This window comes from Phaeovibrio sulfidiphilus (assembly GCF_014861485.1).
GTDB lineage: Bacteria > Pseudomonadota > Alphaproteobacteria > Rhodospirillales > Rhodospirillaceae > Phaeovibrio > Phaeovibrio sulfidiphilus.
In genome coordinates, this window is the sequence record NZ_JACZHT010000003.1 from 39388 (window position 1) to 52946 (window position 13559).

The 13559-nt window shown below is 68.9% G+C and carries 9 protein-coding genes; 4 read left to right on the plus strand and 5 right to left on the minus strand.

What is annotated here, in order from left to right; genetic code table 11:
• The first annotated feature begins 2 nt into the window (after window positions 1-2).
• Window positions 3-1100: a quinolinate synthase NadA gene (gene nadA, locus IHV25_RS05055; protein ID WP_274605250.1), complete on the plus strand. Its 1098-nt coding sequence runs from the start codon at window positions 3-5 to the stop codon at window positions 1098-1100.
• Window positions 1101-1113: 13 nt separating this feature from the next.
• Window positions 1114-2733: an L-aspartate oxidase gene (gene nadB / locus IHV25_RS05060; RefSeq protein ID WP_192534026.1), complete on the plus strand. Its 1620-nt coding sequence runs from the start codon at window positions 1114-1116 to the stop codon at window positions 2731-2733.
• 527 nt (window positions 2734-3260) lie between these two features.
• Here the strand turns inward: nadB and IHV25_RS05065 are convergent.
• Complete coding sequence (locus IHV25_RS05065; protein ID WP_192534027.1) at window positions 3261-3659, minus strand: Hpt domain-containing protein; 399 nt, start codon at window positions 3657-3659, stop codon at window positions 3261-3263.
• Window positions 3660-3858: 199 nt separating this feature from the next.
• On the opposite strand from IHV25_RS05065, the gene IHV25_RS05070 reads away from it, so the two are divergent.
• Together IHV25_RS05070 and IHV25_RS05075 are read left to right on the plus strand one after the other, a co-directional pair.
• Window positions 3859-5997, plus strand: a complete 2139-nt coding sequence (locus IHV25_RS05070; RefSeq protein WP_197974960.1) for a YgiQ family radical SAM protein — start codon at window positions 3859-3861, stop codon at window positions 5995-5997.
• A 148-nt stretch (window positions 5998-6145) separates the two neighbouring features.
• The gene (locus tag IHV25_RS05075) at window positions 6146-7759 is read left to right on the plus strand and encodes a hypothetical protein (protein WP_192534028.1); all 1614 of its coding nucleotides are present in this window, start codon (window positions 6146-6148) and stop codon (window positions 7757-7759) included.
• Window positions 7760-8036: 277 nt separating this feature from the next.
• On the opposite strand, the gene ruvX is transcribed toward IHV25_RS05075, so the two are convergent.
• The 4 genes from ruvX to IHV25_RS05095 all read right to left on the minus strand — a co-directional run bounded on the left by ruvX (window position 8037) and on the right by IHV25_RS05095 (window position 13366).
• Entirely contained in the window at window positions 8037-8510 is a 474-nt protein-coding gene (gene ruvX / locus IHV25_RS05080) for a Holliday junction resolvase RuvX (RefSeq protein ID WP_192534029.1), read from the minus strand.
• A 15-nt stretch (window positions 8511-8525) separates the two neighbouring features.
• Complete coding sequence (gene comJ, locus IHV25_RS05085; protein WP_192534030.1) at window positions 8526-9119, minus strand: competence protein ComJ; 594 nt, start codon at window positions 9117-9119, stop codon at window positions 8526-8528.
• 203 nt (window positions 9120-9322) lie between these two features.
• A complete protein-coding gene (locus tag IHV25_RS05090; RefSeq protein WP_192534031.1) occupies window positions 9323-10192 on the minus strand; it encodes a DUF2628 domain-containing protein in 870 nt (289 codons plus the stop codon).
• 492 nt (window positions 10193-10684) lie between these two features.
• Window positions 10685-13366: a tetratricopeptide repeat protein gene (locus tag IHV25_RS05095; protein WP_192534032.1), complete on the minus strand. Its 2682-nt coding sequence runs from the start codon at window positions 13364-13366 to the stop codon at window positions 10685-10687.
• Between the last annotated feature and the right edge of the window lie 193 nt (window positions 13367-13559).

The following is a 13559-nucleotide window of genomic DNA, read 5'->3' on the forward strand; positions in this document are numbered from 1 at the left end:
CGCTGGCCCCCCGGAACCGCAGACCGGTCAAACATAAAAGATCAAGAGAGGTCGCAGTGAAAATGGGCACGGAAGCAATCGGAGCCTTGCGCGCCGAACTGGGGGACCGGGTCACCATCGTGGCTCACCACTACCAGTCCGAGCAGGTCATTCGCCACGCCGAGATCCGGGGGGACTCCCTGGAACTCGCGCGACGGGTCGCCTCCGAGGTCACCTCGGAGCACATCGTGTTCTGCGGCGTCTACTTCATGGCCGAAACCGCAGCACTTCTTGCCGCGCCGGGCCAGACGGTCCACATCCCGGCAACCGACGCGGAATGCACCATGGCGCTCATGTCGCCGGGGCCCCTTGCGCGCACCGTTCTGGAAAGCCTGAACCGGGATGGGCGCCGGGTGATCCCTCTGGCCTATGTGAACTCCACCCTGGAGCTGAAGTCGGTGGTCGGGGACTTCGGGGGCGCCGTGTGCACCTCCGCCAACGCCGAGAAGATGCTCGCCTGGGCCCTGGAGCAAGGCGACAGCGTCCTGTTCCTGCCGGACAAGAACCTGGGCACCAACACCGCCGACCGGCTGGGCCTCCCCGAGGAGGACCGCCTTGTGATCGACATCCGGGGCGGCGGGAGCCGGCTGGATACGGACGCGGCCGCCCGTAAGACGCTTCTCCTGTGGCCGGGACACTGCCCGATCCACACCCGCTTCAAGACAGCCGACGTGGCCGCCAGCCGCGCCGAGTACCCGGACGCCCGGATCATTGTCCATCCGGAGTGCAGCCGGGAGGTTGTCCAGGCCTCGGATGCGGCGGGATCGACCTCGTTCCTGATCCGCTATGCGAACGAGGCGCCGGACGGAACGACCCTGATCGTGGGAACGGAAATCAACCTTGTGAAGCGCCTGGCCCAGCAGCACGCGAACCGCCTTCGCGTGCTCCCGCTTCGGCCGAGCAGCTGCTGCTACATGGCCAAGAACACGGAAACCAGCCTGGAGGACACCCTTCGCACCCTGGTGCGGGGCGAGGACTTCCCGTGCGCGACCCACGTTCCCGAGGCGCTGAAACCCGGCGCCCGGCAGGCTCTGGAAACCATGCTGCGCGTCTGCGCCTGACAGGAAGGACATCATGGGGAATCTTCGCGTTCACAGCCGGGCCCTGGTCATCGGCTCGGGGCTGGCGGGGGGCGTTGCGGCCCTGTGTCTTGCGGACCGGGGCGTTCCGGTCACGGTCCTGTGCGCCTCCGAGGATCCGGAGAACGCCAACTCCTGGCTGGCCCAGGGGGGCATCATCCACCGCTCGGGGCTGCCGGGGGATGCGGAGAGCCTGATCGCCGACATCCTGGAGGCCGGGCGCCACCACAACAACCCCGGCGCGGTGCGCCACCTCGCGGTCCACGGACCCGACGCGCTGGAGGCCATCCTCCACCACCGTCTGGGCGTCCCCTTCGACAGCGCCGCCGACGGTTCCGCCGGCGGGGAGGCCCGCTGGGATCTGGCCCGGGAGGGCGGACACTCCAGCGCCCGCATCGCCCACGTGGCGGACCACACGGGCAAGAGCATCATGGAGTGCCTGTCCGAGGCGCTGGCCGCCCACCCCCTGGTCACCCTGATGCCGGGCTACACGGCGGTGGACCTGCTGACCTCGCACCACCACACCCGGGGCATGACCTGGCGCTACGAGCTGGAGAACCGCTGCTGCGGCGCCTACGTCTACGAGGAGGCCACGGGCACCATCAAGACCCACCTGGCCGATGTGGTCCTGCTGGCCACCGGCGGCGTGGGGCAGATCTACCTGCACACGGCCAACGCGGCCAGCGCGGTCGGCTCGGGCATTGCCATGGCCAGCCGGGCTGGCGTGCGCATGGAGAACCTGGAGTACGTCCAGTTCCACCCCACGACCCTTTACCATATCGAGCCCCGGCGCCTTCTGATCACCGAGGCCCTGCGCGGCGAGGGCGCCCTTCTGCTGAACGCAAAGGGTCGGCGGATCATGGAATCCGTGGACCCGCGCCTTGAGCTGGCCCCGCGCGACGTGGTCTCGAGAGCCATCATGGACGAGCTTCTGGCCACGGGCGAGCCGTGCGCCTTCCTGGACGCCCGGGCCACCGGCGTCGATCTGGAGGAGCGCTTCCCCCTGATTTTCCGCTCGTGCATGGACCGGGGCCTGGACATCCGTGTCCAGCCCATTCCCGTGGTCCCCGCCGCCCACTATTTCTGCGGCGGTATCCTCACGGACCTGCGCGGCCGCACCACGCTGGAGCGCCTCTATGCCATCGGCGAGTGCGCGTGCACGGGGATCCACGGGGCGAACCGCCTGGCCAGCACGTCCCTGCTGGAGGCGGTGCTCTGGGCCGTCGAGGCGGCCCGGGACGTGTCCGCCCGGATCGAGCGCGGCGAGCTGTCCGAGGACCGCGCCGTGCACGAGGCCATCGGCAACTGGGAGCATTCGGGAACGGAGCGCAACGACGACCCGGCCCTGATTGCCCAGGACTGGGCCACCATCCGCAACGCCATGTGGAACTACGTGGGGATCCGGCGCACCACCGCGCGCCTGAACCGGGCCTTTGACGAGCTGCGGGATCTGTCGCGCACCCTGAACGCGTTCTACAAGAGCACGCCGCTCTCCAAGCCGCTGATTGACCTGTTCCACGGCTGCCAGACCGCCTGCCTGATCACAGAAGCCGCCCTGCGCAACAAAACCTCCCTCGGGTGCCACTACCGCGAGGATCCCGCCCCCACCCCCTGAGATCGGGGCCGGTAACAGGGGCCCGGGGCCGCTACAGGCGCCCGGCGCCGGCACCGGTCCGCACTCCGGCCCGCGACCGGTCCGGTGACCTGCGGCCACGGTGAAAAAAAGTTGAAATCTGTCCCGGGTCCACAGGGCCCGGCAACGCCCCTTGCGGGGACAGGAACACAAACACACCCCTTGAGAGCAGGAAAAGCCGGGCGTCCGGAGCGACTCGGAACGGAGCGGACGGCAAAAAAATGCCCCCGGACCGGAGCACGGGGGCGCACGCTAAGCGAGCAGAAAACCGGAGATCCGGGGCCCAAACCGGGCATTCGGGAAGGCGGAGGGGCCTGCCGGAGCGGCGCGACCCCCAACGGCCCCCAGGCCGGGACCGGACCGCGACTACGGGAACTGCCCGTGCACACCCGGCGCATGGAGCACCGGAACTCGGGCAGATGCGCCGAAAAACGCGGGAAATCCGGCAGACCATCCGGGTAAACATCCGGAACGGGCACCGGACGACCGGGTGGGGGACAGGCCGGGCATCAGGCGAGCCGGACCATCTCCTCCTTCATTTCCTCACACAGATCCCGGATCAGGGCCTCGAGCCTCTGGAACTCCCTCTCAACCCTGGCGTGATCCCCGGGAAGCGACCCGTCCCGACCGGAAAACTGAAGCTCGGCACACAGACGGTGTACAACACCCTGGTTGAAATACCCCACGATGCCTTTCAACGAATGCGCGTTCGTCTCCAGATCCCCGTTGTTGTCGGCGGCGATGGCGGCGCGCATGCCGTCCATGAGATCCTGAGCCGTTTTAAAAAACATTTCCATCGACTTGATGATCAGGGACGTATGTCCTCCCAGGGTCTTGTCGAGGAGTTCGCGGTCGAGCAGAGCCGTGTGCTCCGGGACAGAAAAGCAGTTGTCCTTGCCGGGTTCCATGTGTCATTCCCTTTTGTTCCGCACCAACGCGTCCGGATCCGAACCCGGTGCCCGCGCGCGTGACCACGGGCCCTGCACGGGCGGGTCATTTCATAAGCGCGCAGGCTAACACGCGCGATATGTACTTCCAACCGTGTTGGAAGCCTGTCCCCTGAAGGCGTCCTCCCGACTGTCCCCCTTACTGTATCGGCGTCCCACCATGTCCTCCCCCGCGTCCCTGTTTTCCCGGAAACCCTGGTGGGCCTCCCGCCTGGGGCCCGCACCCTTCCTGCCGACCACCCGCGCGGAGATGGATGCCCTCGGCTGGGACGCCTGCGACGTGGTCCTTGTGACCGGTGATGCCTACGTGGACCACCCGTCCTTCGGGATGGCCCTGATCGGGCGGCTTCTGGAGGCCAGGGGCTTTCGCGTCGGGATCATCAGCCAGCCGGACTGGACCAGCGCGGAGGCCTTCCGGGCTCTGGGGCGTCCGGTGCTGTACTTCGGCGTGACGGCGGGGAACATGGACTCCATGGTCAACCGCTACACCGCCGACCGCAAGCTGCGCCGCGAGGATGCCTACACCGCCGGGGGCGAGGCCGGGTGCCGGCCGGACCGGGCCGCCACGGTCTACGCCCAGCGCTGCCGCGAGGCGTACCGGGATGTGCCGGTGGTCCTTGGGGGCATCGAGGCCTCCCTGCGGCGCTTCGCCCACTACGACTACTGGTCCGACACGGTGCGCCGCTCGGTGCTTCTGGACTCGAAGGCGGACGTGATCTTGTACGGCAACGCGGAGCGGGCCCTGGTGGACCTCACCTTCCGGCTGGCCCGGGGCGAGCCCATTTCGTCCATGCTGGACCTGCGGGGCGCGGCCTTTGCCCTGGGCGGGTCGCTGGAGGAGCATCAGGAGGCCTCCGGCGCCCTGGTGCCCCACAGCACGCTTTTGCGGCTCCCGGGCTTCGAGGAGGTCAGCGCCGACCCGCAGGCCTACCTGGAGGCCTCACGCCAGATGCACCGGGAGAGCAACCCCTTCCGGCCCAGCACCCTTGTCCAGCGCCACGGGAACCGGGACCTGGTCGTGACCCCGGCGCCCCTGCCCCTGCCTACCGACGATCTGGACCGGGTGTTCGAGCTTCCCTATGCCCGGGCGCCCCATCCGTCCTACGGCTCCCTCACGATCCCGGCCTGGGAGATGATCCGCCACTCGGTGACCATCGTGCGCGGGTGCTTCGGCGGGTGCTCGTTCTGCGCCATCACCAGCCACGAGGGCCGGGTCATCCAGAGCCGCTCCACCGCCTCGATCGAGCGCGAGGTCGAGCGGGTCCGGGACCGCACCGAGGGCTTTACCGGCGTCATCTCGGACCTGGGCGGCCCCTCGGCCAATATGTGGCAGCTGGGCTGCCGCGACCCGGCTCTCCAGGCGGTCTGCCGCCGCTGGTCCTGCCTGCATCCGGATATCTGCGCCCACCTGGAGACGGACCAGGGCCCGCTGGTTGATCTCTACCGGAAAGTCCGCGCCATCCCCGGGGTGAAGAAGGTGGTGGTGGCCTCGGGGCTGCGCTACGACCTTGCCCTGCGCTCCACCCGGTATGTCCGGGAGCTGGTCACCCACCACGTGGGCGGCTACCTGAAGGTCGCCCCCGAGCACACCGAGCCCGGCGTGCTCAAGCTGATGCTCAAACCCGGAATGGACCGCTTTGAGCAGTTCAGCACCCTGTTCCGGCAGTACTCCAAAGAGGCCGGAAAGGAGCAGTACCTCATCCCCTATTTCATTGCGGCCCACCCGGGCACGACGGACGCGGACATGCTCAATCTGGCCCTGTGGCTCAAGCGCAATGACGTGCGCCCGGACCAGGTCCAGACCTTCCTGCCCACGCCCATGACCCTGTCCAGCGCCATGTACCACGCGGGCGCCAACCCCATGGTCCAGAGCCGTGACGGCGCCTTCGAGGCCCTGTCCAGCGCCAAGGGCCTGCGGCAGCGCAGGCTCCAGAAGGCTCTTCTGCGCTGGCACGACTCCAAAAACTGGCCCCTGATCCGGGAGGCCCTGAAAGCCATGGGCCGCACCGACCTGATCGGCCCCTCGAAACGCCACCTGGTCCCGGCGGCCCGCTATGACACCGGCCCGGTGCGCGACACGCCGGCCTGGCGGACGTCCGCCCGCGGAGCCGGTCCCGCCAGCGGCGCCACCTTGGGCACGGGCAAAGGCAGGGGCACGGCCAAAGACAGGGGCCCGGTCAAAGGCACGGGCTCGGGAACGGGCAAAAGCACTGGCACGGGGGCGCGCCCCGGCCCCGGTGCCGGGCCCCTCGGCCCGCGGGATACCCCCCGGCGTCCCACAGGCCGGCGCACTCGATGAGGAGTCGCGCACACCCGCACTCTTTGCTATGGTCTGTGTCCTGCAGAGGCTCCGTGGTCCACGCCGTGTCCCGTGCGGTCCCGCACCCGGAGCCGCGCCCCCTGCCGAACTCCTGCCCCGATACCCCGCCTGCCAGGAATCCCGCCGCATGGTCCGGTCCCGTCCCCTGATCCTTCCTGCCTTGTGCCTCGTCTCGCTGGTCCTGCCTGGCCTGCTCCCGTGGGGCGCGGACGCAGCGCCGGCGCCGGAGCGCGCATCTTCCGCTCCCGCTCCCGCCCGGACTCCGAACCCGGCCGCGAGCCGGATGCTCGAGGACGCGGACGGTCTCCCGGACAGCGGCGCCACCGGGGCCGGTCACGAGACCGAACACGAGAGAGGACACGAGGCCAGCGCAGCCGGAGCCGGAAGCGCCCCGGAGGGTCTCTCCCCGGACACCGCGGCCCTGGAGTTTTTCTGGAGCGGCTCGATCATGGCCCGGGATCCGGCGCGTCCCCTGATCGAGGACATCCAGGCCTTCGAGACGTTCTTCCGGCAGAACTGGGCCGTCACCGCCTGGCGCTTCGAGGACTGGCGCGAGACCTCGGTGCCCTCCTGGCGCTTCGAGGTGGACCTGACCGGCCTGCCCGGGCTGGACGGCCTGAGTGTGCATGGCTTCATCCCGGAAAACCGGCGCTCCATCCGCTTCGAGGAGGACGGCTGCGAGTACTTCACCCTGGATTTCGTGCGCCGGTTTGTGGAGCGCTTCCCGGACCAGGCGGACAACATCGCCTTCTTCAACGAGTACGACGAGGTCACCGTCTTCGAGCCGGACCTGGACCGGGCCACCTTGCTGTCCCGGATCCGCCTGGAAACCCCGCTCGCGGAAAACGAGGCCAGTTGGTTCCTGGATGCGGCCCAGCCCCAGCCGGAGCCGGGAACAGAACCAACGCGCCCCGTGCCCGACCCGGCCGCCATGGCGGCCCTGCCGCCCCGGGATCTGCTGAACGAGAACGCGCTTCTGCTGCTGGCCTGGCGCTCCATCTGGCCGCCGTCCCTGGATGGGGACATGAGCTCGGCCGCCGGACAGTACCGGGGCCCCTGGCCCAAGGTGGGCAAGCCCCAGTGGGTGGCGCCGTGCGAGATCGCCCCGGAGGCCTTCGACGATATGCGCGCCCGGAGCCTTCTTCTGGGCTGGGAGCCCAACGCCGCCGACGACGCAGAGCTGCGGGCCCGCCTTGCCCGCTTTCTGGGCCTTGCCTTTCCCGAGCGCTTCGGAGCCCGGAAGCCCGCCGACCTGGACGACTGGCTTATGGTCCGGCTGGACGAGGCCCGGGCCCGGGGGTTCGGCGATGACGAGGCCCTGGTGTACTGGCCCGTTCTTGCCGCCCTCGCGGGGGACGACTTCGCCCGCATCCCCTATGTGGACCTCTGGCTGCAGATCGAGTACCTGTCGCGGGACGACCTTCTGGACCGGCTTCTGAGAAGCGCCAACCTGTCGCTGCGCAATCCCTGGATTGCGGCCCTTCTCGCCTCGGTGCGGGAGGGAGACGCACGGGACGGCAATGGGCAAAACGATGCTCCCGCCGGGGACAACATGACCGGGGACACGCTGCCTGCCGGCGCCACCGGTGACGGGGGTTCCCCTGAACGTGAAGGGGCAGCCGTCGCCCCGGAGAGAACCGGGACGGACAGCGGCTCCAGGGATGAGGCCGGAGACGGAAGCGGAAGCGGAAACGCGGAGCGCACGGGCACCGGCGCCGGCTCACGGACCGGGAACCCGTAACGGGGCCGGAACGCCCCGCCGATGGGAACCAAGCCCCCGGGACACGCCGGGACACGGATGTCACAGGTGCGGAACCAGGGAGCACACGGGCGCACCAGGGGCTCACGATCCCGCTCCCCTGACGGAACCAGCGAACGCGCACCCGGGCCCGGGACACACCACTAACCGGATGACGGGCCCGCCGTTCCCTCGGACCGGCCGGACGCGCGGGCAAAGCCGTCCGGAACCGCCGCAGCCCGAAGGCCCCGGAAGGAACGCCGTCGAGCGACGCTCCAGCCTAAAAGAACCCCATCGACAGACGGTCCAGAACGCCCTGGAGAATGTAGGCCGCCGCAGCCCGGTCCACGACCTCCTTGCGGCGCTTGCGGGTCAGGTCGGCCTCGCCGATCAGGGTGCGCTCCACCGCGGAGGTGGACAGCCGCTCGTCCCAGTACAGAAGAGGCAGGTCGAACGCCTTCATCAGGCTCGACCCGAAGGCGCGGACCGACTGGGCCCGCCGGCCCTCGCCCCCGTCCATCTCGAGAGGAAGCCCCATCACCAGCCCCGCTGGATTGCGGTCGGCAAGGATGGCGCCGAGCTCCTCCAGATCCCGCTGGAGTTTCGTGCGCTGGATGGTGGTCACGGGGGAGGCGATCATGCGTGTCAGGTCGGAAACCGCCACACCGATCGTGCGGGTGCCGGGGTCAAGCCCCACAAGACACCGCATGGCCGGAAGCGCGCTCCGGAACTCCTCCAGGGGAAGAACAGGCATGGTTTCGCATCCGGCTCAGAACATGAGGTTTTTCTTCAGTTCCTTGATCTCTCGCAGCTCTTCCGGCCGCAGAGCCTCAAGGGGAAGGGTATTGATCCGCTCCAGCAGCGAGACGGCCACGTTATGGCCCTCGGTTGTCAGAACGTGGGAAGCGGAAATCTCGCGGTCCCGGCGCAGGATGCCAAACCGCGGGGTGTCGGTGCGCACAAACGAGAAGTCCAGCCGCAGCGCCACAGTCGAGGGCTCCCTCGTCTCCGGCAGGGACAGCTGCCACAGAAGCTCGTAGCTGCCCTCCGGGAGATCAAGGGTCACCAGGTTGTAGTCGAAATTGCGCAGCGCAACCCCCCTGGGGCCCGCATGAAACGGCACAACAATCGCCCGGAAGGCATCCGGCCGCACCACACGCTCTGTCGCGGTCGTGTTGACACCAATGCGGAAATCACCGGCCATGTGGCTGGGAATGGCAAGGGCCACGTTGTCACGGCTCCAGACAAACCCCTGGGCAATGTGCTCACGGGTCCAGGTCATGAAGACGTATTTTTCCGCGTTGCTGACGATGAACTGCCCGTCAAAAATCGGGGCGGTGATCTCAAGCCTTTCTGTTGTCATGCGCACCTTTCGCTGAAGGGGGTCCGGGTCGAAGGATCCCTTTTCGGTAGTTTTGACCCGTTTCACACAAAGAGGCAATCGTGCCGTGACCAAAACGCCCGCCGAAGGTGCTTTTTTCCATTGAACCCCGCAGCAGGGGAAAACCCGCGCGGGCAACGGTGATTGTGGCAGGATCATGATACCCGAAGCCTGCCAGCCGCGCCCTACCTCCCGACAACGGAAATGGTGATGTCGCCGAATCCTTCCCCCTTTTCCAGGACATAGAACGTCACCATGGGCGCTTCCGGGACCACGCCGCGCACCAGAGCCCCACAGGCAAGACTGCCGGGCGTGAACCCCTCGCCCACGGTGCGGATATTCTCAACGCTCAGCCCGGAACGGGGCACGTCCCACTTCTCGTGCAGCAGATCGCGCAGGCCCTCGGTCACCCTCTCCGACGAACAGCTGTACTCCTGCTCGATCCCCAGAACCGTGAACAGAGCCATCGTGAGGAAAACAGCCCCCAGCGAGGACGGCAGAAGAACGGCCACCCGGTCCAGCACCCGAACGACGGGCCACATGGTCTCGCCGAACCGCCGAAAACGGTAGTAGTCCCCGTTTGCGAACACCGCACAGGGTACGGCAGCCACAAAAGCCGCGCTGAACATTGGAAGCCCAAGAAAATAGGAGACATTTCCAATAATCAGGGAGATCGGAAGAAAGACCAGGCCCTTTTTCCACATTCCCTTGAAGAGGTAATAGAGGCACCCGAACAAAAGCGCCCAGATATTGACCTGGACGCGGACGAGTTCCCAGCTTGTCAGGGCCTTCGGGTTCGCAAGCCTCTGCCCGTCCCAGCCGCCGGCCCGGTCGATCAGGGCAAAGCGCCGTCGCCAGAAGGCGGACAGTCCCGCGTCCCGATCCGGTTCCGGGCCCGATTCGGGGCCCGGCTGTGAGGAGGGGCCGGATGCCGCGCCGGCCGGCATTGCGGACGCAGGATCCTGGTCCGCACCGGGGGGCAAACCGGACGGGGCGCCGGTGCCTCCGGCGCTCGCGTTATCGGGCGGGGTCTCCCTGTCAGGAGAACTGGACATGGCTCGACATCTCCCTCTGGTGGAAATTTATTCATTATACATCAAAAGTCATGGGGCGGGTCAGAATATCCGTACCGGCATACCGTGGGCCCGACAGGCCCAGCCCATCCCGGGGCGTCATCGGACAGGACGCGCCCTGCCGAAAAGGCCCCAGCCAGAGCCCGCCACCTCGGCAGGCCGGCTGCGGAGCCGGGACCGACACGAGGGGAACGGGGAAAGGGAAAAAGGGAGGCCCCGGGAGCGCACAACACGTGAGCGCCCGCGCTTGCCGGAAGAAGGCCGCCCGGAGCCCGGAGACTGGAGACTGGCCCCTGTCCCCGGCCACGGGGATACCGCACCCCGCCAAAGAGTTTTTCCCTGGCGGCGCGGGACACCGCCGGGAGCCGGACAAACGGACGGCAGGCGGACGGGCACCACGGCACGCGGTTCAGGGTGCCACCGTGCGCCCCGGGCCCCGCGGCATGGTGTGTGCCAGCCCGCGTCCCGGTGGAGCTACCGGAGGCGGCTCAGGGCCTCTCTCGCGGAATCCATGAACTCGTCACAGCAGGTGGCCAGGGGGTCGGGAGGATCCTGACGGGCGAATACCTCCCGGGCCTCGCCCAGCGCCTTGAGCGCCTGGTCAAGCCGGTCCGGATCCGCGCTGCGCACACCCCGGGCCAGCAGGGCCCGCCCGAGGGTGTAGAGGGTCGCAGCCCGGTCCAGAGGGGCATCCTCCAGGGTGTACACCTCGAGAGCGGCCCGGCTTGCGGCCAGGGACTGCTCAAGCCGGTCCCCGCCCGCGCCTTCGGCCCCGCCCTGCCCCGCGCCGGAGGCAGAGGAGGAGGCGGAGGCGGACGCTGAGACACCACCCGAAGCCGCACCGGCGGCAGAGGCGGCGCCCGAACCGGCGACCGACGGCGCGCCAGAGCCCGAGGCGGTCCCGGAGCCCACCGCACCGGCGGCAGAAGCAGCACCCGAAGCCGAACCGGCGGCAGGGGCGGCGCCCGAACCGGCGACCGACGGCGCGTCAGAGGCCGTCCCGAGGGCGGTCCCGGAGCCCACCGCACCGGCGGCAGAAGCAGCACCCGCCGCCGAACCGGCGGCAGGGGCGGCGCCAGAACCGGCGACCGACGGCGCGTCAGAGGCCGTCCCGAGGGCGGTCCCGGCGCCCGACCCCGATCCGGAGCCCGACCCCGCGCGGGAGGCCTTCCCCGAGCCCGATCCGGCATCCGGGAGCCCCTCCCGGTCAAGCTCGCCCAGGCGAAGCAGCACCGCGCCCAGATTTTTCTGAACCCGGGCCCAGTCCGCGGGGGCGTCCTCGCGGGACATCACGCCAAGAGCCGCCTGATAGGCGTCGGCCGCCTCTGCCAGCGTGGCGGGATCCTCCGTGTGCTCGCCGATCCGAAACAGGGTTCCCCCCAGTGAGGCCTGAAGGATGCCCCAGCGCCGGGGATCATGCTCGCGGGTGTTGCCCTCCAGCGCGGCGCGCCAGGCGGTCACGGCCTCGGCCAGGCTGCGGGTGTCGTTCTCCCGGTCTCCCAGATCCCGCAGGGCAATGGCCAGATTGTTCTGGATTTCCGCCCAGCGCCGGGGGTGGCTCTCCCGGGTAAAGACGCCGAGCGCCTTGCGGTAGGCCTCCACCGCGCCCGGAAGGCGGCCTGAAGCCTTGTCCCGGTTGTCCAGTTCCCACAGGGTGATCCCGGTGTTGATCTTGGCGCCGGCCCAGAGCCGGGGCACACGCTCGCGCACGTCCGAAGCCAGAACGGGCCGGTAGGCCGCCAGCGCGTCCTCCAGAAGGGCGGGGTCGTTTTCCCGCAGCCCCCTGAGCCGCAGGGCGTCCCCCAGCGTGATGCGGGTCACCGCCCACTGGTCCGTGTCGCCCTCGCGGTTCAGCCCCTCGAGCGCGGTGCGGCAGGCGGACGCCGCCTCCACAAGATGGTCCGTGCCGCCGTCCCTTTCCCCCAGGCGCAGAAGCGCCCGCCCCAGGTTGGTCCAGGCCGCCCCCCACTGCAGGCGGGGAAACTCATGGATACGCCCGGTCAGCGCGGTGCGGCACGCCTCCACCGCCGCCTCCAGCCGGGGCACGCTGTCCTCCCGCTCGCCCAGGACGCGCAGGGCCCCGCACAGGGCGTGCCAGGCCTCGGCCTCCACCGCGAGGTCGGGAGCGTTCTCCAAAGCCTCCAGCGCCGACTGGTAGGCCGTGACGGCCTCCTCCAGCCGCGCGGTTCCGTCCTCCCGGTGCCCGAGGGAGCGCAGGACCATACCAAGGATGGTGTGAATGCGGGCGGCATCCGAAACAGGCTCCCCGCCCGTGCCGCTGGCCCCAACCACCCCGCTGGCCCCGGGCGCGCCGGGGGCGAGCATCGACCTCAGAAGCTGGACGGCCTCCAGCAGGGCCGGAGAGTCGCCAAATTCCTCGCCAAGACTGAACAGGGCAAGAGCCTGCCGGATCCGGAACTCCCGGGCCACATTCGGCCCCGCATCCCCGACCTGCTCCGCCGCCTCGCTGTAGAGGCGTATGGCGGTGCGATAGCTATGGCGACTCGGCTGGAGCCGGTAGGAGTCCGCCTCCTCCCCCGCAAGAAGTCCGAGAAGAAGGCCCGTCCGCCGGGCTTCCGCCGATGCGGTCGCTCCGGACCGGGAGGTGTTGCCGCCCCGGGTCGAGCGCACATGGTCGGACGCCTCCCGCAGGAACGAGCGCGCGGCATCGAAGCGCCCCTCCTCGAGGGCCGACAGCGCCGCGCCCCGCAAACGGCTCACGACCGGATCCATCACCAGAACTCCGCGCCAGTGGACGGTCATGTCCCGGTAGTCGAGCGTTGTGCGCTCCAGAAGGGCGGCCTTGCGGGATTCGTCCATGGCGCGAACCTCGGCATCCGCACCGTCGAGGATACTCTGAACAACGGCCTCGGGCACGCGGCCGGCGCCCGCCAGATGGCTGGTGTTCGAGACCGTCACCACGGATCCGGGCCCGGCCACCAGGTTTCCGGCGCCACGGATCTGGACCTTCTGGACATCACCGCGCGAGAGCTGCTCGGCGTAAAGGGAGAGGTTGCCAACAATGGCAACCGTTGCGATCAGGACGCCCAGAATCGCGATCTTCTCGCGAAGAGCCAGTCCCCGCCAGGTCTGCAGCAGCCGTCTGCGGGCCGCCGCCCTGTCCGGGGGAATGGAAGTATGGTCCTGACCTGTCACTGTGGTCTCCTGCTCGTCCGTGCCGGAGCGTGGCTCCCGCCCGCTCCTCCGGGGGCAGGAATGCCTGCCAACGCTCCCCTTATGGTATAGAACAACCCTGAAAAGAAACAGACGAAAACGTCTCCCAACCGCCGGAAAGTACACCGGAGCGCCGGACATGGAGTATGCAACATGGGGTATGCGACGCGGGGTA

Bases quoted from the DNA above. Each gene is read 5' to 3' on its own strand.
- comJ (WP_192534030.1), bottom strand. From the start codon at position 9,119: ATGACAACAGAAAGGCTTGAGATCACCGCCCCGATTTTTGACGGGCAG.
- IHV25_RS05075 (WP_192534028.1), top strand. From the start codon at position 6,146: ATGGTCCGGTCCCGTCCCCTGATCCTTCCTGCCTTGTGCCTCGTCTCG.
- IHV25_RS05070 (WP_197974960.1), top strand. From the start codon at position 3,859: ATGTCCTCCCCCGCGTCCCTGTTTTCCCGGAAACCCTGGTGGGCCTCC.
- ruvX (WP_192534029.1), bottom strand. From the start codon at position 8,510: ATGCCTGTTCTTCCCCTGGAGGAGTTCCGGAGCGCGCTTCCGGCCATG.
- IHV25_RS05065 (WP_192534027.1), bottom strand. From the start codon at position 3,659: ATGGAACCCGGCAAGGACAACTGCTTTTCTGTCCCGGAGCACACGGCT.
- IHV25_RS05090 (WP_192534031.1), bottom strand. From the start codon at position 10,192: ATGTCCAGTTCTCCTGACAGGGAGACCCCGCCCGATAACGCGAGCGCC.
- nadB (WP_192534026.1), top strand. From the start codon at position 1,114: ATGGGGAATCTTCGCGTTCACAGCCGGGCCCTGGTCATCGGCTCGGGG.